Source organism: Agreia sp. Leaf244 (assembly GCF_001422695.1).
GTDB lineage: Bacteria > Actinomycetota > Actinomycetes > Actinomycetales > Microbacteriaceae > Agreia.
In genome coordinates, this window is record NZ_LMLX01000001.1 from 826,992 (window position 1) to 853,004 (window position 26,013).

Annotated in this window: 27 protein-coding genes; 12 read left to right on the forward strand and 15 right to left on the reverse strand. The window is 69.0% G+C overall.

The features are described 5' to 3' along the window. Nucleotides 1–87: 87 nt before the first annotated feature. The 3 genes from ASF06_RS03730 to ASF06_RS19050 all read right to left on the reverse strand — a co-directional run bounded on the left by ASF06_RS03730 (nt 88) and on the right by ASF06_RS19050 (nt 1,019). The gene (locus ASF06_RS03730; protein WP_157439056.1) at nt 88–471 is read right to left on the reverse strand and encodes a hypothetical protein; all 384 of its coding nucleotides are present in this window, start codon (nt 469–471) and stop codon (nt 88–90) included. Continuing rightward, a complete protein-coding gene (locus ASF06_RS03735) occupies nt 468–767 on the reverse strand; it encodes a DUF7882 family protein (RefSeq protein ID WP_055925290.1) in 300 nt (99 codons plus the stop codon). The genes ASF06_RS03730 and ASF06_RS03735 overlap by 4 nt, the downstream gene beginning before the upstream one ends. Nucleotides 768–845: 78 nt before the next feature. Continuing rightward, on the reverse strand, nt 846–1,019 hold the full coding sequence (locus ASF06_RS19050) for a CsbD family protein (protein ID WP_082465913.1): 174 nt from the start codon (nt 1,017–1,019) through the stop codon (nt 846–848). A gap of 267 nt (nt 1,020–1,286) precedes the next feature. On the opposite strand from ASF06_RS19050, the gene ASF06_RS03740 reads away from it, so the two are divergent. The 4 genes from ASF06_RS03740 (at nt 1,287) to ASF06_RS03755 (ending at nt 4,026) form a co-directional block, all read left to right on the forward strand. Then, entirely contained in the window at nt 1,287–1,622 is a 336-nt protein-coding gene (locus ASF06_RS03740) for a hypothetical protein (protein WP_055943449.1), read from the forward strand. Between the two features lie 47 nt (nt 1,623–1,669). Continuing rightward, nucleotides 1,670–2,602, forward strand: a complete 933-nt coding sequence (locus ASF06_RS03745) for an alpha/beta hydrolase (RefSeq protein ID WP_055943451.1) — start codon at nt 1,670–1,672, stop codon at nt 2,600–2,602. Nucleotides 2,603–2,639: 37 nt separating this feature from the next. Beyond that, nucleotides 2,640–3,281 (forward strand): DedA family protein, encoded by a 642-nt coding sequence (locus ASF06_RS03750; protein WP_055943454.1) that lies wholly within the window; start codon nt 2,640–2,642, stop codon nt 3,279–3,281. A 97-nt stretch (nt 3,282–3,378) separates the two neighbouring features. Further along, complete coding sequence (locus ASF06_RS03755) at nt 3,379–4,026, forward strand: GNAT family N-acetyltransferase (protein ID WP_055943459.1); 648 nt, start codon at nt 3,379–3,381, stop codon at nt 4,024–4,026. Here the strand turns inward: ASF06_RS03755 and ASF06_RS03760 are convergent. The 3 genes from ASF06_RS03760 to ASF06_RS03770 form a co-directional block, all read right to left on the reverse strand. Continuing rightward, complete coding sequence (locus tag ASF06_RS03760) at nt 4,019–5,611, reverse strand: Na+/H+ antiporter (protein ID WP_055943460.1); 1,593 nt, start codon at nt 5,609–5,611, stop codon at nt 4,019–4,021. The two genes, ASF06_RS03755 and ASF06_RS03760, sit on opposite strands and share 8 nt — an antisense overlap. 116 nt (nt 5,612–5,727) lie before the next feature. Continuing rightward, entirely contained in the window at nt 5,728–6,084 is a 357-nt protein-coding gene (locus tag ASF06_RS03765; protein ID WP_055943463.1) for a UBP-type zinc finger domain-containing protein, read from the reverse strand. Between the two features lie 45 nt (nt 6,085–6,129). After that, nucleotides 6,130–6,675: an acyl-CoA thioesterase gene (locus ASF06_RS03770; protein WP_055943464.1), complete on the reverse strand. Its 546-nt coding sequence runs from the start codon at nt 6,673–6,675 to the stop codon at nt 6,130–6,132. Between the two features lie 40 nt (nt 6,676–6,715). Between ASF06_RS03770 and ASF06_RS03775 the strand changes: the two genes are divergently transcribed. Then, nucleotides 6,716–7,690 (forward strand): SDR family NAD(P)-dependent oxidoreductase, encoded by a 975-nt coding sequence (locus tag ASF06_RS03775; protein WP_055943467.1) that lies wholly within the window; start codon nt 6,716–6,718, stop codon nt 7,688–7,690. 95 nt (nt 7,691–7,785) lie between these two features. Here the strand turns inward: ASF06_RS03775 and ASF06_RS03780 are convergent, their stop codons facing one another. The 3 genes from ASF06_RS03780 to ASF06_RS03790 are packed head-to-tail and all read right to left on the reverse strand — an operon-like array spanning nt 7,786 to nt 11,203. Further along, nucleotides 7,786–8,367: a hypothetical protein gene (locus ASF06_RS03780; RefSeq protein WP_055943469.1), complete on the reverse strand. Its 582-nt coding sequence runs from the start codon at nt 8,365–8,367 to the stop codon at nt 7,786–7,788. A gap of 53 nt (nt 8,368–8,420) precedes the next feature. Further along, nucleotides 8,421–9,464: an enoyl-CoA hydratase/isomerase family protein gene (locus ASF06_RS03785; protein WP_055943471.1), complete on the reverse strand. Its 1,044-nt coding sequence runs from the start codon at nt 9,462–9,464 to the stop codon at nt 8,421–8,423. Further along, on the reverse strand, nt 9,461–11,203 hold the full coding sequence (locus ASF06_RS03790; protein WP_055943474.1) for an AMP-binding protein: 1,743 nt from the start codon (nt 11,201–11,203) through the stop codon (nt 9,461–9,463). The genes ASF06_RS03785 and ASF06_RS03790 overlap by 4 nt, the downstream gene beginning before the upstream one ends. Nucleotides 11,204–11,361: 158 nt before the next feature. On the opposite strand from ASF06_RS03790, the gene ASF06_RS03795 reads away from it, so the two are divergent. Next, nucleotides 11,362–12,327: an acetylxylan esterase gene (locus ASF06_RS03795; protein WP_055943477.1), complete on the forward strand. Its 966-nt coding sequence runs from the start codon at nt 11,362–11,364 to the stop codon at nt 12,325–12,327. 44 nt (nt 12,328–12,371) lie between these two features. Continuing rightward, entirely contained in the window at nt 12,372–13,007 is a 636-nt protein-coding gene (locus ASF06_RS03800; protein ID WP_055943480.1) for a LysE family translocator, read from the forward strand. Nucleotides 13,008–13,166: 159 nt separating this feature from the next. Here the strand turns inward: ASF06_RS03800 and epsC are convergent, their stop codons facing one another. Both epsC and cysK read right to left on the reverse strand, forming a co-directional pair. Then, entirely contained in the window at nt 13,167–13,757 is a 591-nt protein-coding gene (gene epsC / locus ASF06_RS03805; protein WP_200920298.1) for a serine O-acetyltransferase EpsC, read from the reverse strand. 45 nt (nt 13,758–13,802) lie between these two features. Then, nucleotides 13,803–14,738 carry a cysteine synthase A gene (gene cysK / locus ASF06_RS03810; RefSeq protein WP_055943482.1) on the reverse strand — a complete coding sequence of 312 codons (936 nt, stop codon included), beginning with the start codon at nt 14,736–14,738 and terminating at the stop codon, nt 13,803–13,805. 491 nt (nt 14,739–15,229) lie between these two features. On the opposite strand from cysK, the gene trhO reads away from it, so the two are divergent. Continuing rightward, complete coding sequence (gene trhO / locus ASF06_RS03815) at nt 15,230–16,165, forward strand: oxygen-dependent tRNA uridine(34) hydroxylase TrhO (RefSeq protein WP_055943484.1); 936 nt, start codon at nt 15,230–15,232, stop codon at nt 16,163–16,165. Between the two features lie 44 nt (nt 16,166–16,209). Further along, nucleotides 16,210–16,983, forward strand: coding sequence for an isocitrate lyase/PEP mutase family protein (locus ASF06_RS03820; protein WP_055943487.1), 774 nt, complete (start codon nt 16,210–16,212; stop codon nt 16,981–16,983). A 77-nt stretch (nt 16,984–17,060) separates the two neighbouring features. Here ASF06_RS03820 and ASF06_RS03825 read toward each other — a convergent pair whose 3' ends face one another. Further along, a complete protein-coding gene (locus ASF06_RS03825; RefSeq protein ID WP_055943490.1) occupies nt 17,061–17,753 on the reverse strand; it encodes an SDR family NAD(P)-dependent oxidoreductase in 693 nt (230 codons plus the stop codon). Between the two features lie 143 nt (nt 17,754–17,896). On the opposite strand from ASF06_RS03825, the gene ASF06_RS03830 reads away from it, so the two are divergent. After that, the gene (locus ASF06_RS03830) at nt 17,897–19,453 is read left to right on the forward strand and encodes a DNA-3-methyladenine glycosylase 2 family protein (RefSeq protein ID WP_055943492.1); all 1,557 of its coding nucleotides are present in this window, start codon (nt 17,897–17,899) and stop codon (nt 19,451–19,453) included. A gap of 47 nt (nt 19,454–19,500) precedes the next feature. Further along, nucleotides 19,501–19,947 carry a methylated-DNA--[protein]-cysteine S-methyltransferase gene (locus tag ASF06_RS03835; protein WP_055944151.1) on the forward strand — a complete coding sequence of 149 codons (447 nt, stop codon included), beginning with the start codon at nt 19,501–19,503 and terminating at the stop codon, nt 19,945–19,947. Nucleotides 19,948–20,045: 98 nt separating this feature from the next. On the opposite strand, the gene ASF06_RS03840 is transcribed toward ASF06_RS03835, so the two are convergent. The 3 genes from ASF06_RS03840 to ASF06_RS03850 form a co-directional block, all read right to left on the reverse strand. Continuing rightward, entirely contained in the window at nt 20,046–20,963 is a 918-nt protein-coding gene (locus ASF06_RS03840) for an LPXTG cell wall anchor domain-containing protein (protein ID WP_055943495.1), read from the reverse strand. 115 nt (nt 20,964–21,078) lie between these two features. Further along, a complete protein-coding gene (locus ASF06_RS03845; protein ID WP_157439058.1) occupies nt 21,079–21,444 on the reverse strand; it encodes a hypothetical protein in 366 nt (121 codons plus the stop codon). Between the two features lie 44 nt (nt 21,445–21,488). Next, nucleotides 21,489–23,156 (reverse strand): Ig-like domain-containing protein, encoded by a 1,668-nt coding sequence (locus ASF06_RS03850; protein WP_055943501.1) that lies wholly within the window; start codon nt 23,154–23,156, stop codon nt 21,489–21,491. A 203-nt stretch (nt 23,157–23,359) separates the two neighbouring features. Between ASF06_RS03850 and ASF06_RS03855 the strand changes: the two genes are divergently transcribed. Then, nucleotides 23,360–26,011 carry a LuxR family transcriptional regulator gene (locus tag ASF06_RS03855; RefSeq protein ID WP_157439059.1) on the forward strand — a complete coding sequence of 884 codons (2,652 nt, stop codon included), beginning with the start codon at nt 23,360–23,362 and terminating at the stop codon, nt 26,009–26,011. Nucleotides 26,012–26,013 lie beyond the last annotated feature (2 nt).

Sequence of the window (26,013 nt, forward strand, 5' to 3'; positions counted from 1 at the left end):
TGGATAGGTCGTGTGCTGCGGCCGGTTCGTCACGAAAGAATCTGAAAATCTTTTGGACGACCTGTCGGCAGCCGATGATTCGATCGGTCAGGGCAGCAGTTGCTGCAGCCTGCCGACCCAGTCGACGATCGTCGGGATCGCCTCGCCGGCCTCTGCTGCGGCCGCTCCGGCGCCCGCGGCCAGCGGGTAGACCGACACGACGAGCGCCGCGATGACGGCGGCGACGGCGCAGATCCAGGCCAGCGGGCCGCGACGAATGCGCAGGATGAGCGCCAGGAATCCGGCAGCCAGCGCGTAGCCGCCGATGACGGCGACGGTCATGCTCGCGACGGGGAAGTCGACGAACGGGGCCGCCGCCGCGGCGGAGGCGACGAGCCCCGCGACCGGCACGAGCACGATCGCCGCGACGATGATCGTCGTGATGATTCCCGTGCCGAGCGCGAACCACACACTCCGCGGGCGGTGTCTCATCGTTCTGTCTCGGGCGGTTCGGGCACGACCTCGAGACCTGTGGCCGAGTTCGCCGTGCGCATGAGAGCGTCTACCCAGGCGCGGTTGAGCGCCGGGTGTCTCTTGCCCGAGAAGGTGAATGCGAGTGGAATCGCGGGGTGCAGCCACATCATGTGGTGGCCGCGATCGTTCTCCCACGAGAGGGCGAAGCTCTCGCCCCGTCGGAGTTTGGCCAGCACGACCACGCGCACGTGGTTGAGCGGCCTGTCGTCGAGGATCATTTCGACCCCCGAGTTGCCGTAGATGATTTTTCCCATCAGGGTCCTGTCGGTGATTCGGATGCTTCAACCCCGGCCTCGTAGACAGAGGCCGGGGTCGAAGACGGTGCGGTGCGATCAGTGCTTGAAGGCGTCCTTGACGTTCTCGCCGGCCTTCTTGGCGTCGGCCTTGGCCTGGTCGGCCTTGCCCTCCGCGACCTTGCTGTCGTCGTTGGTGAGGTTTCCGAGTGCTTCCTTCGCCTTGCCCTTGAGGTCTTCGGCGGCGTTCTGGATCTTGTCTGCTGCGCTCATGATGTCGTTCCTGTTCTTCTCGGGTTCTCCCGGTTCGCGGGGTGCGGCCGGCGGGAGCCGCGCACGCTCGCATGTCGACGCCGAAACCGACGACGTCGACTCGTGTCAAGACTTCGATGAAGAAATCCGTGTGTGCGACTCTTACCCGTAGGACGCATGTCGACGCCCGATCGTCACGCCCCAGGTGTGCGAAAAAGCTGAGAAATGGCTGCATGCCGAACCCGCTCGGGGGAGTTCGACCCGAGCCTGACGCAGAGGAACACCCGCATGGCCGATTCCCCCGCGACCGCGCTCGCCGTGGAGATCGAGAGGGTCCTCCGCGAAGTCGACGGCGTCACCGCCATCTATTCGAGCGCTCCCATCGTCGAGGTCGTCGTCGAGGAGGTCGGCGCCGCCGTCGTTCCCGCGCCCGCAGTGCCGGCCCCGCTGATCAGTGTCGAGGCGGGTGAGCAGGGCACGACCGTCACCGCGGTCATCGGCGTCGACGAACGTGCGCCCGCCCACCAGACGGGTCGCGCAGCCCACGACCACATCGTCGACCTGCTCTCCCGCACGAGGGTGCAGGCCAGCGTCACGGTGCGCATCGCGATGATCTCGAGCTGAGCCCATACCGGAGACTGTTGTACGGTTGCGTCAATCAAGGAGGATCTATGAGCGCCTTTCACCCGGATCTCGCCGTCGGCCGCTTCATTCCGCGGTTCTCGTTCGGGCCGCGAGTGGTGTCGGTGATGAGTCGTGTTCCGCAGCGAACACCGCCCACGCCCGAGGACATGCTGATCGACGAGATCACGGTGCCCGGCGCTCCCGGCGGCCCGGACGTCTCGCTGCGGGTGTACCGACCGAGAACGCTCACCGGGTCGGCGCCCGCCCTGTTCTGGATTCACGGCGGCGGCTTCCTGCAAGGCGACCCCGTTCAAGACGAACGCTCCAGCATCGACTTCGCCCGCACGCTGGGAATCACGGTGGTAGGCCTGCGTTATCGGCTCGGCCCCGAGCATCCGTCGCCCGCCGCGATCGAGGATGCCTACGCCGGCCTGAGCTGGCTGGTCGAGCACGCGGCCGAGCGTGGCGTCGACCCCGAGCGCATCGCGATCGGAGGCGCGAGCGCGGGCGGCGGACTCGCCGCGGGACTCGCGCTCTACGCGCACGACAAGGGCGAGATCGCTCCTGCCTTCCAGCTGCTCGTCTACCCCATGCTCGACGACCGCACGGTTCTGCGCGACGATCTCGACACCCGCACCGTGCGCATCTGGAGCCCGGGCAGCAACCGCTACGGCTGGTCGACGTACCTCGGCACCGCTCCCGGCGGTCCCGGCATCTCGCCCTACGCGGCACCCGCCCGGCGCGACGACCTCTCGGGCCTGCCGCCCGCGTGGATCGGCGTGGGGTCGCTCGATCTCTTCCTCGACGAGGATCTCGAGTACGCGCGCAGGCTGCGCGACGCGGGCGTGCCGTGCGAGAGCACCGTCGTGAAGGGCGCGTTCCACGGCTTCGACGTGCTCTTCGCCGAGAAGCCTGTCTCTCGACGGTTCTGGCGGGCGCAGGCGGCCGCGCTCCGAGGAGCGCTGTTCTCAGCCCCTTAGGAGGCTGAGCCTTCGCTGGCATGCCACCCTTGAAGGGATGATTCGAACAGCAGGCAATCCCACCGAGCTCGGCGGGCTCGCCGGCTTCGCGCTCACCCTGATGGAAGGCATCGGCGAGTGGGGCGTGGGGCTCTTCACCCTGATCGAGACCGTCTTCCCTCCCATTCCGAGCGAGGTCATCCTGCCGCTCGCGGGTTTTCTGGCGCAGCGTGGAGAGCTGAGCATCGTGCTCGTCGTCATCACCAGCACGCTCGGCGCCTACGTGGGCTCACTCGTCCTGTACTGGCTCGGCGCCAAGCTCGGCATGGACAGGGCGATCGTGGGGCTGTCGAAGCTGCCGCTCGTCGACAAAGAGGACTTCGAGAAGGCCGCGTCGTGGTTCTCGCGGCACGGCAAGTCGGCCGTGTTCTTCGGCCGGTTCATTCCGGGCGTGCGCAGCCTCATCTCGCTTCCCGCCGGTGCCGAGCGCATGAACCTGGTGAGCTTCAGCATCTTCACGATCGCGGGCAGCGCCATCTGGAACGGTCTGCTGATAGGCCTGGGCGCCGCGCTCGGAACGCAGTACGAGCTCATCGAGAAGTACAGCGACTACCTCAACTACATCGTCTACGCGGCGATCGCCGGTGTGGTCGTGTGGCTCGTGGTGCGCCGCATCCGCCGTCACCGCGCCGCCGCCTGAACACATCCGCGCCGGTTCGGCGCATCCGCTACCGGTCGACGCGGCGCGGATGCACCCAGCAGGAGCGGATAGCGGAGGTCGAGTACTCTGGGGCACCATGCTGACCCTCGACGACGTGTGGCCCCTGTTCTCTCTGCGGCTCCGCTCGCCCCGGCTCGAGCTGCGGCTGATGCGCGACGACGATCTTCCGGCCGTCGTCGAGGCCGTGCTGGCAGGCATCCACCCGGCTGATCGGATGCCGTTCGACTCGCCCTGGACCGACGCGGAACCCGAGCAGCTCGCCCGCGACTTCGCGAAGTACCACTGGCACCTGCGCACCACCGTGCAGCCCGGCACCTGGACCCTCGACTTCGTCGTTCTGCACGAGGGCCGCGTGATCGGCATGCAAGATGTGCGCGCAGAGAACCTCGCCCGCACGAAGACCGTGTCGTCGGGGTCGTGGCTCACCCGGGCGGCGCAGGGCCACGGATTCGGAACCGAGATGCGGGCCGCCATCCTGCTGTTCGCGTTCGATCATCTCGATGTGGAGGTCGCCGAGTCGAGTGCGGCGACCTGGAACGAGGCGTCGCTCGGCGTCTCGCGCCGCCTGGGCTACGTCGACGCGGGCGTCACCGTGGTCGAACCGCGCCCGGGAGAACCGAACACGATGCAGAAGCTGCGCCTCGACCGCGAGAACTTCCCCCGCCCGGAGTGGACCCTCGGGGTGCACGGCGCGGCCGCCGCCCGCGCAGAACTGCTCAAGTGAGGTTCGAGCCCGGCTTCGGCGGCTTGTGCATGTCGAGCGCGGACTCCTCCGCGTCGATGAACGCCAGCGTCGTCTTCACCGCGCGCTCCTGGTAGCGGCCCTCGGCCCGGGCGTCGAGCACCGCCTGCCGCTCGGCCTGCACCATCAGCCGGCGCAGCCTGTTGTACGACGCGGGGCGCGTCTCGTGGTCTCCCTCTGGCGGGTTCTCGAGTGCCTCGGCGAGAAAACGGGCGTTCGTGCGCAGCCGTTCGACGACTCCGGGCTCGACTCCCTTGAGCTCCTGCTGCTCGAGCAGGTCGAGCCCCGCGGTCTGCGCCTCGACCATGAGCCGCTGCGTCTCCCCGCGCTCCTGCTCGACATCGGGCGGAGGAAGCCGCAGTCGGCGGATGAGCCAGGGCAGCCCCAGCCCCTCGATCAGCGTGCCCGCCACCACGACGAACGCCAGGAACTGGAGGAACTCCCTATTCGGCGTCTCCTCCGGCAGCAGGAACACCGCCGCGAGCGTGACCACACCCCGGATGCCCGCGAACGACACCGCGATCCCGGTGCGCCAGCTCCACCCGCGACCCCGCAACCACTGTGGGCCGAACCGATAGACCGAGGTGGTGATGAGCATCCAGACCACCCGCGACACGACGAGCGCGAGCAGGATGATCGCCGAGATGCCCACCGTTGGCCAGAATCCCGGGCCCGAGTCGACGACGCCGTCGAAGATGTCGGCCAAGGCGAGTCCCATGAGTAGGAACACGGCGTTCTCGAGCAGGAACTGGATCGTGCGCCAGTTGATCGACTCGGCGATGCGCGCCTCGGCCGTCTGCATGACCGGCGACCGGTAGCCGAGGAACAGTCCGGCCACGACGACCGCGAGCACACCGGACCCGTGGAAGAGCTGCGCGGGGATGAACGCGAGATACGGCGTGACGAGCGACAGGCTCGTGTCGAGCACGGGGGCGTGCAGCTGCTGCCGGATCTTCGAGAGCACCCATCCCACCCCCAGCCCGACCGCGACGCCGACGACCACGGCGATCACGAAATCGGCCGCCACCATCCACGGGTTGATGACGCTGATCATGGCGAGCACCGCCGCGTTCAGTGCGACAAGGGCGGTGGCGTCGTTGAGCAGGCTCTCGCCCTCGAGCACGGTGACGAGGCGCCGGGGCAGCCCGAGGCGGCCGGCGACGGCGGTCACGGCCACGGCATCCGTCGGCGCGACCACGGCGCCGAACGCGAACGCGGCGGCCAGCGTGATCGCGGGAATGATGAGCCATGCGGTGAAGCCGACGACCACCACGGTGAAGGCCACAAGACCCACAGACAGAAGCAGGATGCCGTCGCGCCGGGCTCGCACATCGACGAACGACGTGCGGATGGCCGCCGCGAACAGCAGCGGGGGCAGCAGTCCGTAGAGGATGAGGTCGGGCTCGATCTCGAGGTGCGGCACGCCGGGCACGAACGAGGCCACGGCGCCCACGAGCACCAGCGACACGGGAGCCGACCAGCCGATGCGCTTCGTCAGCCCGCTGACGGCGACGGTGACCACCACGAACGACACGATCCAGATGATCGTGACAACGGAGTCCTCCACGGTGCCGCCCTCCCTCTCTAGGTATCCGTTCCCTGAGCCTGTCGTTCCCTGAGCTTGTCGAAGGGCCCGAAACCGCTCCCCTTCGACAGGCTCAGGGAACGAGGAAGTGAACTCCCTTACTGGTTCAACAATTCCTGCCAGTTCGAGGGAACCCGCCCGGCAGGCCCGGGAACGGGCTGGTCGGCGGGGTGGCTGTCGGGGGCGGCGAGCTGCGGTGCACCCTCGTAGTACTGGTTGGTCTCGAAGCTCCACACCCAGTCCTCGCCGGGCTCGAAGCTCTGGATGATCGGGTGCCCCGTCTCAGCGCCGTGCTTCGATGCATGCTGGTTGGGCGAGCTGTCGCAGCAGCCGATGTGCCCGCACTGCGCGCAGCGACGCAGGTGGAACCACCACTGATCCTCTGTCTCGAGACACTCCACACAGCCGGTGCCGCTCGGCGGCACCGACGGGTCGATTCCTGGAATCGTGGTCATAGTTCTCCCCTGACGAAGGCGGATGCGATGTGCCACCCAGACTAGTCACCACTCGCTCGGCGCGGGAGCCTTCGTCGGGGGCAGCGCGGTGGTCTGGCCCCACTCGTGCAGCCATTCCGGAACCGTGACCTCGGCGGGGATCGGGCCCACGGCATCCAGAAGCTCGTGCATCGGCACCACGCCGCCACTGCGCTTCAGAAACCGGCCGCGGATGAACGCCTGCGCGTAGATCTCTCCGTCGACCGTGAAGCGCTGCTCCACGTAGACGGCCTTGTCGTCGAAGCCGAGCACGCGCGACTCGACGTCGAAGCGCTGCCAGAGTGTGAGCGACTTGCGAAAGCTGATGGTCTCGGCGACGACCACGGGGTACCAGCCGCCGCCGTTCACGATCGCCCAGATGCCGCTGCGCACGAGCATGTCGAGCCTGCCCAGGTCGAGGATCGACAGGTAGACGCCGTTGTTCATGTGCCGGAACAGGTCGAGGTCGCTGGGCAGCACGCGAAAGGGCGTGGATGCGACGTCGAACGTTCCGACGCGACGTCTCGTTCGGGCGCGCCACTGGTACCAGACCGTGCGGAAGAAGAGGTGCATCCCCCGAATCTAGCCTCAGAAACAGGCATACGCTTGACCAATGACAACTACGCCCCAGCACACGCTTCCCTCTGGATTCACCGACCGCTCGACTGCGAGCGACGTGCTGGCGGGCATCGACTTGACGGGCAAAACGGCCATCGTCACGGGTGGGTACTCGGGGCTCGGCATCGAGACCGTCGCGGCGCTGTCGCATGCGGGCGCGCAGGTGATCGTTCCGGCCCGCCGACCCGACGTGGCGCGGCAGGCCCTCGAGGAGCGCGGTCTCATGGGTGTGGCCGTCGACAGCCTCGACCTGTCTGATCTGACCAGCGTGCGTTCCTTCGCCGAGCGCTACCTCGCCTCGGGTATGGGCCTCGACATCCTCATCAACAACGCGGCGATCATGGCCTCGCCCGAGGCACGAGTGGGCGACGGCTGGGAGTCTCAGTTCGCCACGAACCACCTGGGCCACTACGTGCTCACGAACCTGCTGTGGCCCGCGCTCATCGCAGACGGCGGAGCCCGCGTCGTTGCGCTCTCGTCGACCGGCCACAAGCTCAGCCAGATGCGCTTCGACGACCCGCAGTTCACCTCGGGCTACGACAAGTGGCAGGCGTACGGCCAGGCGAAGACGGCCGACAGCCTGTTCGCCGTGCAGCTGGATGCGCTCGGGGCGCCGTTCGGAGTCAGGGCCTTCGCGGCGCATCCCGGCGGCATCATGACCGAGCTGCAGCGTCACCTGCCTCGCGAGGAGATGATCGCATCCGGCTGGATCACCGAGGACGGCACCGTGAACGAGCGCTTCAAGACGCCCGCCCAGGGAGCCGCGACCTCGACGTGGGCGGCGACCTCACCGCAGCTCGACGGAATGGGCGGCGTCTACTGCGAGGACTGCGACATCGCCGAGCCCACGGTCGCTGGCAGCCCGACGGCCCGCTTCGCGGGGGTGGATGCGCACGCGATCGATCGCGACGACGCCGCCCGCCTGTGGGCGCTGTCGGCCGAGCTCACGGGCGTGAACGCGTTCGCGTGAGCGCTTCCGCTCACTGAAGTGCGGGAAAGGGCCGCTTTCCGACGAATCGACGCGGCCACTTTCCGCACCTCGGCGACGAGAGGCCTCGACCGCCGCTACGGCACCCAGAAGCCGATCGCACACAGCAGCCGCGTCTCGGCATCGGCATCGGCCGGCGGCTCGATCGCGGGAGGGAAGACGCCGAAGCTACGCCACTCGTCTGCGTGGGGAACGACCCACTCGTTCAGCCCGTCGATGAGCTCGGGAGAGAGGTGGAACGGGATGCCGAGATGCTTGGCGATCATCCATGCCTGGGTCGCCCGATACATGGCGAGATGCGAGAGACCCTCGTCGGCGGGATAGTCGCCGTACTGAAAGCGGAACGTCGAGTCGAAATCGACCCCGGCCTGCACACGCTGCGTCGCCGCGTCGTTCAACGCGTCGTACGAGGCGATGGGATCGTCGCCGAGCAGGTCTTTGTCACGCAGCTCGTCGCCGTCGGCGATGGACTCGCCGGCCAGCACACCGGGAATCCAGGCTTCGTCGTAGGCGTGCGATTTCAGGAGGTCGAGGACGGTGGGGTTCTCGAAGGAGGACCACGATGCGGGAACGGGCTTGTCGAAGTCGCCCGGCTGCACTCGATCGATGACGCTGCGAAGAGCGGCGTCTGACAGAAGAAAGAAGGTATCGGCTCTCATAGCCGAAGTGTAGGCATCGCCTCCGACAGCGGCTAGGCCTCGAAGAACGACGGCTACGCCTCGAAGAACGACGCCACGACCGAGGGCGACACCTCGTCGAAGGTCGCCGGCGCCCACCGCGGGGTGCGGTCCTTGTCGATGACCTGCGCGCGCACTCCCTCGCGAAAGTCGGGGTGCGCCAGGGCGTGCGCCATGATCCGAAGCTCCTGGTCGAAGCAGGCCTCGACGCTGGGCAGCTCGCGAGCGCGACGCAGCGACTCCAGAGTCACCGCCACCGCCGTCGGCGACTTCGTTCTGATGAGCGAAGCGGTCTCCGCCGCCGCCGACTCGGGTGTCGCCGCCAGGACATCCAGAATCTCGCCGACGGTGTCGTGCGCGAAGGCCGGCTCGATCCACGACGCATCAGACGCCAGATCGCCGGATGCGCGGGCGCCCCGCGGCGGCTCGGCACGCAGGGCGGCCACGGCCTCGTCGGCGGGCAGTTCTTCGAGCGACGCCACGAGAGAGCGAAGTCGGTCCGAGGGCACGAACGCATCCGCGAGACCCAGCTCGATCGCGTCCGCAGCCGAGGCGGTGCGCGCGGTGAGGGCGAGGTAGGTGCCCAGCTCTCGGGGAGCGCGACTCAGCAGCCAGCTGCCGCCGACATCCGGAGTGAGGCCGATGCTCACCTCGGGCATCCCAAGAGCCGAGTCATCGGTGACCACCCGGTGCGAGGCGTGGCCCGAGAGGCCGATGCCGCCGCCCAGCACGAAGCCGTTCATGATCGCCACGAAAGGCTTCGGGTAGCGGGCGATCAGCTTGTCGACCCGGTACTCGTCGCGCAGAAAGCCGACGGCCGCCGACACGTCGTCGTCTGCAACACGAGCGTGCAGCTGGGTCACGTCTCCGCCCGCGCAGAGACCGCGGGTGCCGTTTCCCGTGAGCAGAACGGTGCTGATCGACTCGTCGAGGGCCCACGCATCGAGGGCCTGCCCGATCGCGGTGACCATCTCGTGCGTCAACGCATTGATCGCCCGCGGGCGATTCAGCGTGATGTGCGCGAGGTTGCCACGAACCTCGAAGAGAACGTCGTCGCCGGCAGCAGAAGAATCCGTCACGACGTCGCTCCTCCCGCGTTGCCCACGGCCTTCAGCTCGGGAAACTGATCGTCGCGCCATTCCACAGCGACGACGACGCCCTCGGCGACCCGCTCCTCGCGTTCGCGCAGCTCGACCCGGCGGATCTTGCCCGAGATCGTCTTGGGCAACTCGAAGAACTCGATGCGGCGCACGCGCTGGAACGGGGCCAGCCGCTCACGCGCGAATCGCAGGATCTCTTTCGCCGTCGCATCCGTCGGCTCGAAGCCGGCCGCGAGCACGACGTAGGCCTTCGGAACGGCGAGCCGAACGGCGTCCGGCGCCGGCACGATGGCCGCCTCGACCACGGCCGGGTGCTCGATGAGCACGCTCTCGAGCTCGAACGGGCTGATCTTGTAATCGGATGCCTTGAACACGTCGTCAGTTCGGCCCACGTACGTGAGATACCCGGCGGCGTCGCGCGTGGCCACGTCTCCGGTGTGGAAGTAGCCGTCGTGCTCGCTCTCGGCGTTCTTCGCGGGGTCTCCGACGTAGCCGGTCATGAGGTTCACCGGACGCGAGCGCACGTCGACGCAGATCTCGCCCTCATCGGCCTCGAGGCCGGTCAGCGGGTCGACGAGCACGATCGGGCACCCAGGAAGCGGGCGGCCCATCGAGCCGTCTTTGATCGACGCTCCGGGAGTATTGGCCACGACCGCTGTCATCTCGGTCTGGCCGTAGCCGTCACGAATCGTGAGGCCCCAGTGCTCTCGCACGCGCGAGATCACCTCGGGGTTCAGCGGCTCGCCCGCCGAGATCGCCTCTCGCAGCTCTCCCGCGCCGGCGCTCAGGTCGGTCTGGATCAGCATGCGCCACACCGTGGGCGGAGCGCAGAACGAGGTCACCTTCTCTTCACGGATGCGATCGAGCAGGGCGGCCGGGTCGAAGCGCGCGTAGTTGTAGACGAAGATCGTGGCCTCCGCGATCCACGGCGCGAAGAAGCAGCTCCACGCGTGCTTCGCCCAGCCCGGCGAGCTGATCGCCAGGTGCACGTCGCCCGGGCGCAGGCCCAGCCAGTACATGGTCGACAGGTGCCCCACCGGGTAGGAGACGTGGCTGTGCTCGACGAGCTTCGGGCGGCTGGTCGTGCCCGACGTGAAGTACAGCAGCAGGGCGTCGGAGGAGACGTTGCCGGGGTGCGGCAGGGGGCCTGTTCTGGCGGGGTCGGCCGCGAACGCATCGTCGAAGGTCAGCCAGCCGGATGCCGCTGGCGCGTCCGCCGCTCCGCCGACCCGAATGCGCGTGTACTCCCCCGGCACGGCATCGAACTTGGCGGCGTCGGCGGCATCCACGATCACGTGACGCACGCCGCCACGCTCGACGCGGTCGATGAGATCGGCCGGGCCCATCGCCGTCGTCGTTGGAAGGATGACGGCGCCGAGTTTCATGATGGCGAGCATCGCCTCCCAGAGCTCCACCTGGTTGCCGAGCATGAGCATCACGGTGTCGCCCTTCGCGACGCCCTGGCTGCTGAGCCAGTGCCCCAGGAGGTCGGAGCGGGTGGCCAACTCGTCGAAGGTGCGGGTGGTGCGGCGCCCGTCCTCCTCGACGATCACGAGTGCATCGGCGTCGTTGCCCCTGGCGATCTCGTCGAACCAGTCGATGGCCCAGTTGAACCGGGGGCCGACATCCGGCCATACGAAGTCTCGGCGGGCGGTGTCGTAGTCGTCGCGCAGGTCTACCAGCTGGTCGCGGGCCGCGCGAAAAACCTCAGTTGTCATTGTTCGACTTTATGCGGAGCGCGACGCCTGCGAGCCTCGGCTAAGTCCGCACGTTCGAGGGAACATGCCGGAAATCAGCCGCGTGCGCACGGCAAGTCGCCCCGAACGTGCGGACTTGGCTATGTTCGACGCAGTCGTCACTCGCACAAAGGAGTTCCATGCTGATCGAATCCGACCTCGACGCCGTTCGCCGCCACGAGATCGCGGGCGACGAGCCCGCCGACTTCGACGCGTATTGGCAGGCGACGCTGGCTGCAGCAGGCGAAGTTCCCCTCGACGTTCGGGTCGAGCGCGTCGAGAGTGTGCTCAGCGTCGTCGACGTCTTCGACGTGACCTTCCGCGGCGCCGACGGCTCCGACGTGAAGGCGTGGCTCCGCGTTCCAGCGGGCGCGACGGAGCCCCTTCCGACCGTCGTCACCTACGTCGGCTACGGCGGTGGGCGCGGAAAGGCCGAGGAGTCCCTGACGTGGGTCGCATCCGGCTTCGCGCACCTTCACATGGACACGCGCGGCCAGGGCGCGTCGTGGAGCGTCGGCGACACACCGGATGTCGGCACGGGCGGCCCGCAGATTCCCGGGGTCATGACCAAGGGCATCCAGAACCGCGACGACTACTACTACCGCCGACTGTTCATCGATGCGGTGCGCGCCGTCGATGCCGCGAAGCAGCTGCCCCAGGTCGATGCCTCGCGCATCGCGGTGGCCGGAGGAAGCCAGGGTGGCGGCCTCGCGCTGGCCGTGGCCGGGCTGCGCGACGATCTCGCCGGGGTGGTGGCGTTCGTGCCGTTCCTCTGCGATTTTGGTCGCGCCACCCTCATCACCGACTCGTATCCGTACCACGAGATCGTCGACTACCTGCGGATCCATCGCGACCAGGCGGCATCCGTCTACGAGGTGCTCGGCAGCTTCGACGCCGTGCGCCACGCGCGTCGGGCGTCGGCGCCCGCGCATTTCTCGGTCGCGCTGATGGATGCCACGTGCCCGGCTTCCACGGTCTACGCCGCGTTCAACGCGTATGGCGGCCCCAAGGAGATCACCGAGTGGGCGTTCAACGGGCACGAGGGCGGCGGCATCGAAGACGAGACGCAGGCGGTCGCGTTCCTGAAGAGGCACTTCGCCGCATAGGAATCCGTTCGTCGAGCCTGTCGAGACGCCGCTAGCATCGGCTCATGGTGCCTCTCGACAACCTCGCCACGTTCGCGCTGGCCGCCCTCGCGCTCGCCGCGCTTCCCGGGCCGAGCGTTCTCTTCATCATCGGACGCTCCCTCTCGCTCGGCCGCGTGGCCGGCCTGCTCAGCGTGGTCGGCAACGCGAGCGGCATGGCCCTGCAGGTGGCCGCGGTGGCCGCCGGCATCGGCGCGCTCGTGGCCTCCAGCATCGTGGCATTCACGATCATCAAGTTCGCGGGCGCCGCGTACCTCGTCTACCTCGGCGTGCAGGCGATCCGGCACCGCAACGACGTGACGGATGCCACCTCCCGCCCCGCCCCGCGCACCCTACGGAGGGTCTACGGCGAGGCCGTGATCGTCGGCGTCTCGAACCCCAAGTCGATCGTGTTCTTCGTGGCGATCCTTCCCCAGTTCGTCGATCGGGGCGCGGGGTCGCTTCCGCTGCAGTTGGCCGAGCTGGGCGTGGTCTTCCTCGTCTTCGCCATGACCTTCGACAGCATCTACGCGCTCACGGCGGGCCAGGCTCGAACCTGGTTCGCCACCAACCCCCGTCGTATGTCGAGGCTCGGCGCGACCGGCGGTGTTCTGATGATCGGACTCGGCGGCGGCCTGGCGCTCACGGGCAACAAGAGCTAGCGGGCCTCGATACGGCCGCGGGCGGCCTACTCGACCAACGCGACCACCACGCCGGTCGAGTAGCCGCGCGACGAAGGAGCCGGCGTATCGAGACCACGGCCCTTCGACAGGCTCAGGGAACGGTCTGTCCGTTCGTCGCGCCTGTCGAGACGCCACTCGTCAGATGTAGATTGCCGGGTCGGTGTAGAACGCCTCGGCCGTCGGCTCCGCGGCGTGCGCGCGCGGCCTCGCGACGGCGGGGATGCCCGTGATCACCGAATACGCGGGGGCGTCGTTGACCACCACGGCCTGCGCGCCCACCACGGAGTGCGCGCCGATCACCACGTCGCCGAGCAGCACAGCCCCCGCTCCGACGGTCACGTCGTTGCCGAGGGTCGGATGCCGCTTCTCGCGCGCCGTGCTGCGCCCGCCGAGCGTGACCCCGTGATACAGCATCACGTCGTCGCCGATCTCCGCGGTCTCTCCGATGACCACTCCCATGCCATGGTCGATGAAGAAGCGGCGCCCTATGCTGGCACCGGGGTGGATCTCCACGCCCGTCAGAAAGCGCACGTACTGCGAGACGAGCCGTGCCGGCAGACGCAGGCCGCGCATCCAGAGCCTGTGGGCGACGCGATAGCCCCACACCGCGTGCAGCCCCGAATAGCTCAGCAGCACCTCGAGCCGAGAGCGAGACGCGGGATCACGCCTGCGGGCGGTCGCGATGTCCTCCCGGGCGCGCGCGAACACGACCGAGCCCCGGGCGGTCACGCCCGGAACTCGGCCGACGTGCGAAACGCGACCGGCGGCATCCGGTCAGTCCTGCAGGTCTTCGTACAGAACGGTCGAGAGGTAGCGCTCGCCGTAGCTGGCGACGACGACCACGATGGTCTTGCCCGCGTTCTCGGGGCGGCCGGCGAGCTCGAGGGCAGCGGTGACGGTCGCGCCCGACGAGATGCCGGCGAGGATTCCCTCTTCTGCGGCCAGGCGGCGGGCCATCGAGACCGACTGGGTGATGTTCACGTCGATGACCTCGTCGTAGACCTCGCGGTCGAGGATCTCGGGCACGAAGTTGGCGCCGATTCCCTGGATCTTGTGCGGGCCGGGGGCTCCCCCGTTGAGGATCGGCGACTCGGCGGGCTCGACGGCCACGACCTGCAGACCCGGCTTCTGCTCCTTGAGGTAGTTGCCGGCGCCCGTGATCGTTCCGCCCGTTCCGATGCCGGCGACGAAGATGTCGACGGCGCCGTCGGTGGCGTTCCAGATCTCGGGGCCGGTGGTGGCGCGGTGGATGGCCGGGTTGGCCGCGTTGGCGAACTGCTTGGCCAGCACGGCACCGGGGGTGTTGGCCACGATCTCGGCCGCCTTCTCGACGGCGCCGCGCATGCCCTCGGGTCCGGGGGTGAGCACGAGCTCTGCGCCGTACGCGCGGAGCAGGGTGCGGCGCTCCTTCGACATGGACTCGGGCATGGTGAGGATCACCTTGTAGCCTCGGGCGGCGCCAACCATGGCGAGCGCGATGCCGGTGTTGCCCGAGGTGCCCTCGACGATGGTTCCGCCCGGGGGCAGTTCGCCCGACGCCTCTGCGGCATCGACGATGGCCACGCCGAGGCGGTCTTTGACGCTGGCGGAGGGGTTGTAGAACTCGAGCTTCGCGAGCACGGTGGCGCCGAGCCCCTCGGTGACGCGGTTGAGGCGCACCAGCGGAGTGTTTCCGGAGACCTCGGTGATGTCGTTGTAGATGCTGGGCATGGCGAATCCTTAATCTGAACGAGGGAGCTCGTCGACGAGCAGAGGGGCTACCCCTCAAGCCTAGGGACTCCCCCGGCCCATCCAGCGATTGTTACGACAACTAACAGCTTTATTACCGTCGCCGGGTTCTCGACGAGGCCATGGCTGGCCTACCCGACCGGCGCAGCCCCACTCCTCGCGGCGGTCGAGAAGCCGCTCCGACTGCGGAGCGCGTTTATCGGGACCACTGGCCGCCTCACCCTCGCCTTGGCGCTCGAGGTCTGGGCCGAACACGGCGCGGCCCAGGATGTCGACTCCCCCGTGACGAGGGCGTTCGCCTCGGGTGTGCTCGCAGGGGTCCCGCCCGGAGCGGCCACAGTCTCGCTGAGGTGCGGGAAGTGGCCGCCTCATCCCTTGACGAAGCGGCCATTCTCCGCACCTCAGTCCGTCACCCGATCAGCGCATCAGCCTGGGCGGCTGTATCGAGACCAGCCCGAGCGTAAAATCGGCGGGTGGCAGTCTCGAAGGTCGTCCTCTATTACGCGTTCACCCCGCTCGCCGACCCCGACGCCATTCGGCTGTGGCAGCGCGACCTGTGCGAGTCTCTCGGCCTGCGCGGACGCATCCTCATCTCGGAGCACGGCATCAACGGAACCGTCGGCGGCGAGCTCGGAGCCGTGAAGAAGTACCTGCGCAAAACGCGGGACTACCCGGCATTCAAGCATCTCGACGTCAAGTGGAGCGAAGGATCGGGCCTCGATTCTTCACAGAGTTATCCACAGGCTCCGCACGGGGTCAGTCTCGACTTTCCGCGGCTCGTCGTGAAGGTGCGCGACGAGATCGTGAGTTTCGGCGCTCCCGACGAACTGCTCGTCGACCATACGGGTGTGAAGGGCGGCGGAACCAAGCTGACTCCCGCCCAACTGCACGAACTCGTGGCCGAGAAGGGCGACGACGTCGTGTTCTTCGACGGCCGAAACTCCTTCGAGGCCGAGATCGGCAGATTCGCCGGGGCGGTGGTGCCGGATGTGTCGAACACACGCGAATTCGCGGCCGTTCTCGACTCGGGCGTCTACGACCATCTCAAGGGAAAGCCAGTAGTTACCTACTGCACAGGCGGAATCCGGTGCGAAGTGCTGTCGAGTCTCATGACGTCGCGGGGCTTCGGCGAGGTATACCAGCTCGACGGCGGAATCGTGCGCTACGGCGAGACTTTCGGCGACTCCGGCCTCTGGAACGGGTCACTCTACGTCTTCGACAACCGCGTCTCGATCGACTTCACGCCCGACGCCGCGGTGATCGGTCAGTGCCACCGTTGCGGCGCATCCACGAACCGCATGCAGAACTGCCACGAGGTGTCGTGTCGCACCCAGCTCGTGGTCTGCGCTGCCTGCGCTGCGGTCGCGGCGCCGGAATGCCCCGAACACGTCGGCATGATAGCGGGATAGTTTCCACAGAGTTATCCACAGGGTTTTCGTCCTAGGCTCGCGACATGAACACCAAAGACAAGGCTCATCAGCTTCTTCACCTCTACGAGCAGCGTGCGATCCTCCAGGTCGTCAACGTCTGGGACGTCGCGAGCGCCCGGGTCGTCGCCGACCTCCCCGGCACCACCGCCCTGGCCACGGCCGGCCACAGCATCGCCGCGACCTTCGGGTATGAAGACGGTGAGAACATCCCGCTCGAGCTGATGCTCGACATGGTGGGCCGCATCGCGGCCTCGACCGACCTGCCGGTGTCGGCCGACCTCGACGCCGGTTACGGCGACCCGGGCGAGACGGTGCGCCGGGCCATCGGCGTGGGCGTCGTCGGCGCGAACATCGAAGACCGCATGAAGCCGCTCATCGAGTCGGTGGAGAACGTCGCCGAGGTCACCCGCGCTGCCGAGAAGGAGGAGGTGGGCTTCGTTCTCAACGCCCGCACCGACGCCTTCGTCAAGGCCGGCGATCGCCCCCTCGACGATGTCATCGCCGATGCCGTCGAGCGCGGTCGCGCCTACCTCGACGCGGGCGCCGCCTGCATCTTCGTTCCCGGCCTGCTCGACGAGCAGACGGTCATCCGCCTGGTCGAGGGCATCGGCGAGCACCGCGTGAGCGTCATCAACGTGCCCGGCTCGCTGACCCCCGCCCGCCTCGAGCAGCTGGGCGTGGCGCGCATCTCGTACGGACCGTGGACCCAGCGTGTCGCGCTCACCGCGCTGCAGGCATCCGCCCGCGAGCTGCTGGCCGGCGGCCACCTGCCCGAGGGCACCCAGCCGCTGAACTGACAGACGCATCCGCGCCCATCAGGCGCATCCGCTGCCGGCCGAATGGCGGCGGATGCGCCGCTCGGGCGCGGATTCGCTCAGAAGGCGCTGCTCGGCAGGTCGCGGGCGTCGGATGCGATGGCCTCCACGATCACATCGGCCACGTGGTCGGGGTCGAGTCCCTCGGGAAACGCGGGTGCGGCGCCGGCGATGGCCCGGGTCACGAGCCCCGTCTCGGTGTGCCCGGGCCTCGCGTCGAGCAGACGGATGCCCGCCCGCCGGTTCTCGCGCCCGGCCGCGACCATGAACGCGGCGAGCGCCGACTTCGACGCCGAATACGCGGCGAGGCCCGCCGTGGGAACTTCGGCTACGATGCCGCTGATCGTGACCACCACGGGCTTTCGACCCTCGCCGGCGCTGCGTGTGAGCGCGGGAAGCGCGGCCCGGATCGTGTCGATCGGCGACAGCGCATTGACCGCGAACAACTCGATCGCCGTGTCGGGGTCGAGTTCGGATGCCGGGCCGAACGCCACGACTCCGCTCGCGATGACGACGGCGTCGAGCCCGCCGAGGCGGCTCTCTGCTTCGACAACGACCGATGCGGATCCGGACTCTGACCGCAGATCGGCGACGATCCTCTCGGCCGGCACGTCGAGCGCGTCGAGGCGTGCGGCGTTGCGGCCGCTGAGCGCCAGGATGGCACCCGCATCGGCAAGTCGTCTCGCGATGCGCGACCCGAGCCCGCCCGACGCACCGATCACAAGAACACGCGAACCGCTCAGCTCAGTCATGACCCCACGCTAGGCCGCGGGGCTCATCGCGCCGAGACATTGACAACACGCGCATCCGGTCTCTAGTTCACGACCCAGGGAGCCTCCACCGCCGTGTCCGATTTCCGCTAGCGGGCTCCTCTGCCATGCGGCAGGGTTGAGTCATGGACTTCGGAGAGCGGTATCGCGTGATCGAGTCGCGCGACGCGCGATTCGACGGCCGCTTCGTCACCGCCGTGCGCACCACCGGCATCTACTGCCGGCCGAGCTGTCCCGCCCGCACGCCGAAGCAGTCGAACGTCACCTTCTACGCCACGAGCGCGGCAGCCCACCTCGCGGGCTACCGCGCGTGCAAGCGCTGCCTGCCGGAGGCGACGCCCGGCAGCCCCGAATGGAATCTGCGTGAGGACGTCGCGGCGCGGGCCATGCGCCTCATCGCCGACGGAGTCGTGGAGCGCGACGGCGTCGACGGCCTGTCGCGGCGCATCGGATACTCCGCGCGCCAGCTCAACCGAATTCTGATGGCCGAGCTCGGCGCCGGGCCCATCGCCCTCGCCCGCGCCCACCGGGCGCAGAACGCCCGCGCACTGATCACGGGCACGACGATGCCGATGGCCGACGTGGCTTTCGCCTCGGGCTTCTCCAGCATCCGCCAGTTCAACGACACCGTCACCGAGGTGTTCGATCTCACCCCGTCTGCCCTGCGCTCCCGGTCGCACCGGGCCCCGGCGCCCGGAGCGGCCGACGCCGCGGGCACGATCCGTCTCGCCCTCCCCTACCGCGAACCGCTCGACGTGGAGGGCCTCTTCGGCTGGTTCGCCCCGCGCGCGGTTCCGGCGATGGAGTCCGTCGGCGCGCGCCGTTTTGCCCGCACGGTTCGGCTTCCGCGTGGCTCTGCCCACGTCGATCTCAGCGCGCCCGAGCGAGTCGCCGGGCGCCCTCGCATAGACGCGGTCGTGCGCTTCGAGAACCTCGGAGACCTGCCCGCCCTCCTCGGTCGTGTCCGGCGACTACTCGACCTCGACGCAGATCCGCAGGCGGTGGATGCGACGCTGTCGCGCGACGGACGTCTCGCGGCGCAGGTCGCGCGGGTGCCCGGCATCCGGGTGCCCGGCGCTCTCGACGCCGGCGAGATGCTCATGCGCGCCCTGATCGGCCAGCAGGTCACGGTCGCGGCCGCGCGCACACAGTTGTCGAGGCTGGTCGACGCGCTCGGCGAGCCGATGCCGCTCTCGATCGCGCGCCCTCGCGACGACAGCGACGACGACAAGGGCGAAGACGACGCCCCGGATGCGGCCGCCGCGCGGCTCTTTCCCACCCCGGCCGCGATCGCCGAGCACGCGCACGAGGTCCTCCGCGGCCCCGCCGCTCGAGCCGACACGGTGCGCCGGGTCGCGACAGCACTCGCCGACGGATCGCTCGCGATCGACCTCTCCGACACTCGCGACGACGTCACGGCCCGGCTCACCGCGATCCGCGGCATCGGGCCGTGGACGGCGGACTACGTGGCGATGCGTGTGCTCGGACACCCCGACGTGTTCGTCCGCCGCGACGTCGCGATCCGATCTGGAGCCCGCGAGCTCGGCTTCGCGCAGTCCGACGCGGCGCTCCTCGCCGAATCCGCCGCCTTCGCGCCGTGGCGCAGCTACCTGTGCATGCATCTCTGGCGGGCGGCAGCCCGCAGTCCGATCCCAGCCCGCACTCCGAAGGAGACCCCGTGACCACAACAGCCCTCATCGACACCATCGACACGCCCGATGGGCCGTTCATGATCCTCGAAGACGACGAGGGAAGGGTGCTCTCATCGGGCTGGACGGACGCGGCCGAGGCGCTGCTCGCTCGCCTCGCGCCGAAGAACCGACCGGATGCGCGGACCGGGCGATCCCGGAACGGTCAGGCGGTCGAGGCCTTCTACTCCGGCGACGTGCGGGCGATCGACGCCGTGCCGGTTCGTCAGTTCGGAACACCGCTGCAGACCATCTCGTGGACGGAGCTCCGGCGCATTGCTCCGGGAGCCCCCATCACCTACACCGAGCTCGCCGCCCGCTCCGGCAACGCCCGCGCCGTGCGGGCCGCAGCGAGCGCCTGCGCCCGCAACGCGCCCGCGCTCTTCGTGCCATGCCATCGCGTCGTCAACACGGCGGGCGGTCTCGCCGGATTCGCCTGGGGCATCCCCGTGAAGCGCGCGCTCCTCGCCCGAGAGGCCGCGGCGTAGCGAAACCACGAACAACCGCGCCCGCCAGGTGCATCCGCTGCCCGTCGAGGGGCAGCGGATGCGCCGAACGGGCGCGTATGGCGAAGCTCGGTGTGCGGCTACGCGGTCGCGCGGCGGCGCAGCACGACCAGCACGGCTCCGGCCACGAGCAGCGTCAGCGCTCCGCCGGTGAGCAGTCCCGCTTCGGAGGCGCCGGTCTCGGCGAGCTTCGGCGCGGGGGGAACGACAGCAGCCGGAGTCGGCGTCGGGGTCGGGGCCACGCAGGTTCCCACCTCGAAGGTGCCGGAGACGAAATCGACCGCGTCACCACCGAATCGCACGACGTGCTCCGTGTAGAGGCCGAGCTGGATGTCGCCGCTCAGCGTGAAGTCGCCGGTCGCCGTTCCCGTGACATCGGCCTGCAACTGCGTGCTCTCGCCGAACTGCTCGCCATCGGGTCCGGTGACGTAGTCGCCGACGGTTTCGAACTGGTCGAGGCCAGTGACCACGATGGAGTATCCGTCGGTCTGGATCTGCTCGACGGTGTTGCAGCCGGGCGTGATGGTGATGCCCGGATCGCCGGGCACGAACGGGTCGATCACGATGTTCGCGTAGACGTAGGTCGTGTCGGAGAACTCGCAGCTCGTGCCCTCGCACAGCTCGTAGGTCACCCGCACGGCGGGCGTGAGGCCGGATGCCGGCAGCTGCGGCAGCGCGTCGGGAACCCAGCCGGTCACCGCGATGGTTCCGCCCGACTCGACGGGAGTGTCGAGCGGGGCGCTGTTCCACGCCGTGAACACGGGGCCGTCGAGCGTTCCCACGTCGACCTGGGCCAGGCCTCCGTCGGCCACGCCGAATCCGGTTCCCGTGAGCGAGATTCCTGCGCCCCAGTCGTTCTCGGTGAAGTGGATGCTGTCGTTCGCCAGCACGATGGATTCGCCGGCGGCATTGGCCGGCGCGGCGATCAGGATGCCGGTGGCGGCGAGCGCCGTTGCGGCGGCGATCGCGGCGGCACGGGTGATGAGTGTCTGGGACATGGTTCTCCTGGGTCTCGATGAGAGGTGATCGGGCTTCCCCTCGCCCGATGCTGGTGAGCCTAGGGGCGGGCTCGCGGCGCGGGCAGAGGGGAGTCCTCGAATTGAGTAATGGGGGTCAGAAGCTGAGTAGTTCGAGGCGGTCGGCATCGCTTGCTCGTCGAGAGCGCGGATGTTCGCGCAGTGCGGCGTCGAACCGCAGGCGCCTGTTGCGCTCATGGGCCCTCGCGCTCAGCCGCGGGTCGTGCCGGTCGAAGCGCACGCTGTGCGACCTCGCATCGAACAGCACGCCGACCGTCTGTCCGACGTCGGGCGGCCAGAAGTCGACTGCGATGATGGGCGGCTTCGCGATGGCCCGGAACGACTCGAGGCCGTCTGGCCACACCTCCACGATGTAGCGGTAAGTGATCGATCCGTCGGTCACGGATGCGACGTCACGGGCGAGCACGACGCCCTCGGCTCTCTGCCAGTTCTTTCCGAACATGTCTGTCATCTCCTGTCGTGTGGGTGGGCCGTCGAGGTGCGGTCTCAGGACTTGCCTGCGCGGCGCCTGATGGCCAGCACGAGTCCGACGGCGCCCAGCAACAGCAGCCCCAGGCCCCCGGCGAGCGGGACGGTGGTGCCGAGACCGGTCGAGGCCAGGCCGGAGTAGTCGTTCTCGTCGCGGGTCGACGATTCCGATGCGGCCGCGACCGCTGCCGGCGCGGGAGCCACAGGCGATGGCAGCGACGGCAGCGATGGCAGCGACGGATCGGCACCGCCGCCGACGACCGGTACGACGGTTGCGGGGTCGGTCGTCGGCGGCTCAACCACCGGAACGAACGGGGCGACCTCGAATGAGGCGAACCCCATCGTTGTCAGACCCGCCTCGTCGGTGATCGTGTAGGAGAAGTAGTCGTCGCCCCAGGTGCCGGGCTTGGGCGTGTAGGCGAAGCTTCCATCCGCGGCGATGTCGACGGACACCCCGATCTGGGTCGTCGTCGTCTCCGGCGTCAGGGTCACGAAGCTACCGTCGGGGTCGCTGTCGTTCAGCAGCACGCCGTGCGCCGCATCGACGACGAGGGTGTGGCCGTCGGGGATCACGTAGTGGTCCTCACCGGCCACCGGAGGCAGATTCGGCCCGCCGGGAACGGTTCCCGTGCCGGTGACACCGATCTGCACAGACGACCAGCTGGCTCCGCCGAAGGTGTCGTACGCGATGTAGGAGAACCAGTCGGTCCCGACGAAGTCCATCGGCGGCGTGTAGCCGAACGATCCGTCGGCGTCGACCCACACCGAACCGCCCTCGGAGGTCGGCATCCCGCTCGTCGCCTTCGTCGTGATGACGTCGCCGTCGTCGTCGATGTCGTTGGCGAGCATCCCCAAGTGCGAGGGCATGACCAGCGACTCATTCTTGGGCGTCGTGTAGTAGTCGTCGACCGGGCTCGGCCAGTGGTTCTCGGTGGGGTCGACCTGTTCCTGCACCGTGACGTAGATCGTCCCCTCGGTTCCGCCGTGGCCCGCATCCTGCGTGTAGTAGGTGATGGTGTCGGTGCCGCTGAAGCCGGCGGTCGCGGTGAAGCCGAACTCCCCGTTCGGACCGATGTAGCCGGTGTTGCCGAGCCAGGTGGTGAAGGCGCCCTGCTGCGCGACGAACGGGTCGCCCTCGGGGTCGCTGTCGTTGCCCAGAATGCCCGGAGCCGCGATGGCGAGAGTCGCTCCGGGCGCGATCACGTAGTAGTCGTCCTCCGTCACGACGGGCAGGTTCTCGCCCACCAGCAACACTGGTGCCGCGAGGGCCTGGTCGGCTGCCGCGGCGGGCTCGTTCTCGACGACCGGCGGCACGGCCGGGTCGACCGTCGACTCGACGACCGGCTCGGTGACCGTCTCGGCAGCGGGCTCGGTGACGTCCATCGGGTCGGCAGCCGCGACGGGCTCCTGCCCTTCGACGACCTCAGCAGGCTCGACGACCTCGACAGCCTCGGCGGACTCAACGGCCTCGGCAGACTCAACGGCCTCGACGACCTCGACGGCCTCAGCAGGCTGAACGACCCCCACGGGCTCGCCGGATGCTGCGGTGGCGGCTTCTGCGGACGTCGGCGCCTCGAGGTCATCGGCGTGGGCGACGAGCGCGCCGGGCACGAGGAGTGCGAGCGTCGCGGCCAGCGCGACGGCGGCGAGCGACGGCTGACGAAGCCGGGAGCGGGAGGAGGACATGTCGAGAACTGCTTTCTACGAGAGGGATGTGGAGTCGTGATTGCGACTGAACCGACTCTGCCGACCCTGCGCGGCTGCGGCATGGGTAGCGATTACTCAGCTCGCGGTCGAGCCCGCTCCACAGCGAGTGAGTAGTGGCACGATGACGGTCTATTCCCGTCGTGGACCGCACGCCCTACACTGTGTTCGAACGGAGCCGTCGTGTGGTCGACGGACGTCATGGTGCGGGGTGCGGGGGAATGATGGAGGGGCTGCAGCTGCGGGGTCGCGACGCGCTCGTCGACTCCGTCGTCGCCGCCCTGACCGCCACCGGGCTCCGCGCAGTGACGGTGCACGGGCCATCGGGCGTGGGCAAGACGAGCCTCGCCGCAGAGATCGCTCGAGCGCTCGACGGCCAGGCCTGGTCCACGGTGAGGCTCGCAGCCCGCTCCAGCCTCTCGAGTCTGCCGCTCGGGGGCCTGGCGCCGCTGTTCGCGGGGCAGAACGCCAACTTCCTCGCGGTGTCGGGCGACCCGATCGCCCTTCTCAACTTCGCGACGGCACGACTGCGCTCGCTCGCGGGCTCCGGCCGCATCCTGTTGGTGATCGACGACATCTCCTCGATGGACGCGTTGTCGGTCTCTGTGGTGAGCCAGCTGGTCGATTCGGGCGTCGCCAAACTGCTGGCGACGGTCGGCGACGGCGCGCCGGTTCCGGATGCGCTGCTGCAGATGTGGAGCCAGGACACGGCGCGTCGGGTCGATCTCGCGCCCCTGTCGGCCGACGACTGCGGCACCGTCATCTCCGACCTCGTCGGCGGGCCGGTGGCCCGACGCTCCGTCGAGTCGCTGGCCCGTGCGGCCGGCGGCAACCCCCTCGTTCTGCGAGAGCTGACCCGCGGGGCGATCGCCGCCTCGTCGCTCGTCGTCGTCGGAGGCGTCTGGCAGCTGCTCGGCGAAGCCGTCGGCACCGATGCCCTCCAGCAGCTGATCGGGCAACGCCTCGCGGGCCTGACCGCGGTGCAGCGCGATGTGGTCGAGAGGCTCGCAGTGTGCGTCGTGCTTCCCGTGAGCGAGCTCACCATGCCCGGCGCCCGGGATGCGCTGAGGGGGCTCGAGGCCGACGGCCTGATCGTCGTGCGCGACGAGCGAGGCGTGCTGGTGGCCGCTCTCGCCCTGCCGCAGTACGAGCTGCTCACGAAGGCGTCGCTGTCGCTGCTGCGCGTCGAAGACATCCTGCTCGAGCAGGCCGACATCGCCGAACTCGCCTCGCACGGCCCCGAAGACGCCCTGCGGGTCGCCGTCTGGCGACTCGGCGCCGGGCATCCATCGCAACCCGAGCTGCTGGCCGACGGCGCGCGCCTGGCGCAACTCACCCATGATCATGCGCAGGCTGCGACGCTGTCGCGCGCCGCCATCTCCGCCGGATACGCGGGGGCGGCGCCGTATCTCATTCTCGCCGACGCCCAGAGACGCATGGGCCAGGCCGAACAGGCGTTCAGCACCGCGGAACGAGCCGCGGTGGTCGACGCCGAGACCCCGGCGAGCGAGCTGCTCACCGCCCAGATCGTGATGACGCGGGCGCTGATCCGTCACGACCGCCCCGGGGGAACCGACGAGGCGATGAGTCTGCTGCAGCAGGCCGAGTCGCAGCTTCCCGCCTTCGCCGACATGCTCGCGCTCCGGCGGGCGATGATCCTCTTCACCATCGAACGCGCGGGCGATGCGCTCAGCATCGTCGAGCCGTACCTCGGAGTGCCGGCGCACGACCCGGCCCAGCGGGTGCAGCTCGCGATGGCGGCGGCCATGCCGCTCGCGGCCGTCGGCCGCCTCACCGACGCGCAGCGTGAGGTCGACGCGATTCTCGCCGCCATTCCGTCGGGCCTCGACCGCGCCTTCGCACTCTTCACCGCGGCATCCGCCACCATCGTGGCCGGCTCGGGAACACTCGCCCACGAGTACGCGATCGGGGCGCTCTACGAGTCGATCCAGCACGATGACGAGATCTCGACCCGCTACGCCGAGCTCCTGCTCGGCCACGCGCTGCTCGAGCTGGGGCAGATCGACTCCGCCATCCGCTGGATCAGCGACGCGGTCGGCGGCGCCGAGGCGCTCGGCCCGCGCAATCTGCTGCGCGTGAGCCGGGGCAGCCTCGCCGTGGCCCTGGTGTATGCCGGCCGCCTCGACGAAGCCGAGTCGATACTCGACGCACTCGTCGACAGCAGCTCCGAGGGCAATCTGCACTCCGGAGTCGCCCGGGGCCTCATCCTCGCCGCGCGCGGCGACGAGAAGTCGGCGATCCGCTCGCTCAGCCGCCTGGCCGACCACTACGAATCGAGCGGCACCCTCTATCTCGCCTCAGCCGTTCTGCACCATGTGGCTCGCATCGGCGGGGCGGATGCCGCAGCACCGCGACTCGAAGCGTTGGCCGCGCGGGGTGACAGCACGCTGTTCCACACGCGAGCACGCTACGCCCGCGCACTGTCCCAGAACTCGTCGGATGCTCTCGCCGAGGCGGCGGAGGGCTGGCTCCGCATCGGCGCCGAACTCTTCGCGGCCGAGGCGTTCGCGCAGGCGGGAGCAGCCGCTCGTGCCGCCGGCAACAATCAGGCCGCGCTCGCGCTGTTCCATCGCTCGACCGCCATGGCCGAGAACTGCGTCGGGGCGAACACCCCGATTCTGCAGCGCGCCAACGTCGAAGACGTGCTCACCAAACGCGAGCGCGAGATCGTCGGACTCGCCACAGAGGGGCTCACGAGCCAGGAGATCGCCACGGCGCTCTTCCTGTCGGCCCGCACGGTCGACAACCACCTGCAGTCGAGCTACGGCAAGCTCGGCATCTCCGGTCGACGCGAGCTGCGCAAGCAGGGGGCGTAGGC

Excerpts from the sequence above, each read along its gene's own strand:
- ASF06_RS03850 (WP_055943501.1), bottom strand. The coding sequence starts at position 23,156 with ATGTCCTCCTCCCGCTCCCGGCTTCGTCAGCCGTCGCTCGCCGCCGTC.
- ASF06_RS03825 (WP_055943490.1), bottom strand. The coding sequence starts at position 17,753 with ATGACTGAGCTGAGCGGTTCGCGTGTTCTTGTGATCGGTGCGTCGGGC.
- ASF06_RS03775 (WP_055943467.1), top strand. The coding sequence starts at position 6,716 with ATGACAACTACGCCCCAGCACACGCTTCCCTCTGGATTCACCGACCGC.
- ASF06_RS03780 (WP_055943469.1), bottom strand. The coding sequence starts at position 8,367 with ATGAGAGCCGATACCTTCTTTCTTCTGTCAGACGCCGCTCTTCGCAGC.
- ASF06_RS03795 (WP_055943477.1), top strand. The coding sequence starts at position 11,362 with ATGCTGATCGAATCCGACCTCGACGCCGTTCGCCGCCACGAGATCGCG.
- ASF06_RS03740 (WP_055943449.1), top strand. The coding sequence starts at position 1,287 with ATGGCCGATTCCCCCGCGACCGCGCTCGCCGTGGAGATCGAGAGGGTC.
- ASF06_RS03830 (WP_055943492.1), top strand. The coding sequence starts at position 17,897 with ATGGACTTCGGAGAGCGGTATCGCGTGATCGAGTCGCGCGACGCGCGA.
- ASF06_RS03840 (WP_055943495.1), bottom strand. The coding sequence starts at position 20,963 with ATGTCCCAGACACTCATCACCCGTGCCGCCGCGATCGCCGCCGCAACG.
- ASF06_RS03845 (WP_157439058.1), bottom strand. The coding sequence starts at position 21,444 with ATGTTCGGAAAGAACTGGCAGAGAGCCGAGGGCGTCGTGCTCGCCCGT.
- ASF06_RS03765 (WP_055943463.1), bottom strand. The coding sequence starts at position 6,084 with ATGACCACGATTCCAGGAATCGACCCGTCGGTGCCGCCGAGCGGCACC.
- ASF06_RS03745 (WP_055943451.1), top strand. The coding sequence starts at position 1,670 with ATGAGCGCCTTTCACCCGGATCTCGCCGTCGGCCGCTTCATTCCGCGG.
- ASF06_RS03790 (WP_055943474.1), bottom strand. The coding sequence starts at position 11,203 with ATGACAACTGAGGTTTTTCGCGCGGCCCGCGACCAGCTGGTAGACCTG.
- ASF06_RS03820 (WP_055943487.1), top strand. The coding sequence starts at position 16,210 with ATGAACACCAAAGACAAGGCTCATCAGCTTCTTCACCTCTACGAGCAG.
- ASF06_RS03750 (WP_055943454.1), top strand. The coding sequence starts at position 2,640 with ATGATTCGAACAGCAGGCAATCCCACCGAGCTCGGCGGGCTCGCCGGC.
- ASF06_RS19050 (WP_082465913.1), bottom strand. The coding sequence starts at position 1,019 with ATGAGCGCAGCAGACAAGATCCAGAACGCCGCCGAAGACCTCAAGGGC.
- ASF06_RS03835 (WP_055944151.1), top strand. The coding sequence starts at position 19,501 with ATGATCCTCGAAGACGACGAGGGAAGGGTGCTCTCATCGGGCTGGACG.
- ASF06_RS03770 (WP_055943464.1), bottom strand. The coding sequence starts at position 6,675 with ATGCACCTCTTCTTCCGCACGGTCTGGTACCAGTGGCGCGCCCGAACG.
- ASF06_RS03800 (WP_055943480.1), top strand. The coding sequence starts at position 12,372 with ATGGTGCCTCTCGACAACCTCGCCACGTTCGCGCTGGCCGCCCTCGCG.
- ASF06_RS03755 (WP_055943459.1), top strand. The coding sequence starts at position 3,379 with ATGCTGACCCTCGACGACGTGTGGCCCCTGTTCTCTCTGCGGCTCCGC.
- ASF06_RS03735 (WP_055925290.1), bottom strand. The coding sequence starts at position 767 with ATGGGAAAAATCATCTACGGCAACTCGGGGGTCGAAATGATCCTCGAC.
- cysK (WP_055943482.1), bottom strand. The coding sequence starts at position 14,738 with ATGCCCAGCATCTACAACGACATCACCGAGGTCTCCGGAAACACTCCG.
- ASF06_RS03730 (WP_157439056.1), bottom strand. The coding sequence starts at position 471 with ATGAGACACCGCCCGCGGAGTGTGTGGTTCGCGCTCGGCACGGGAATC.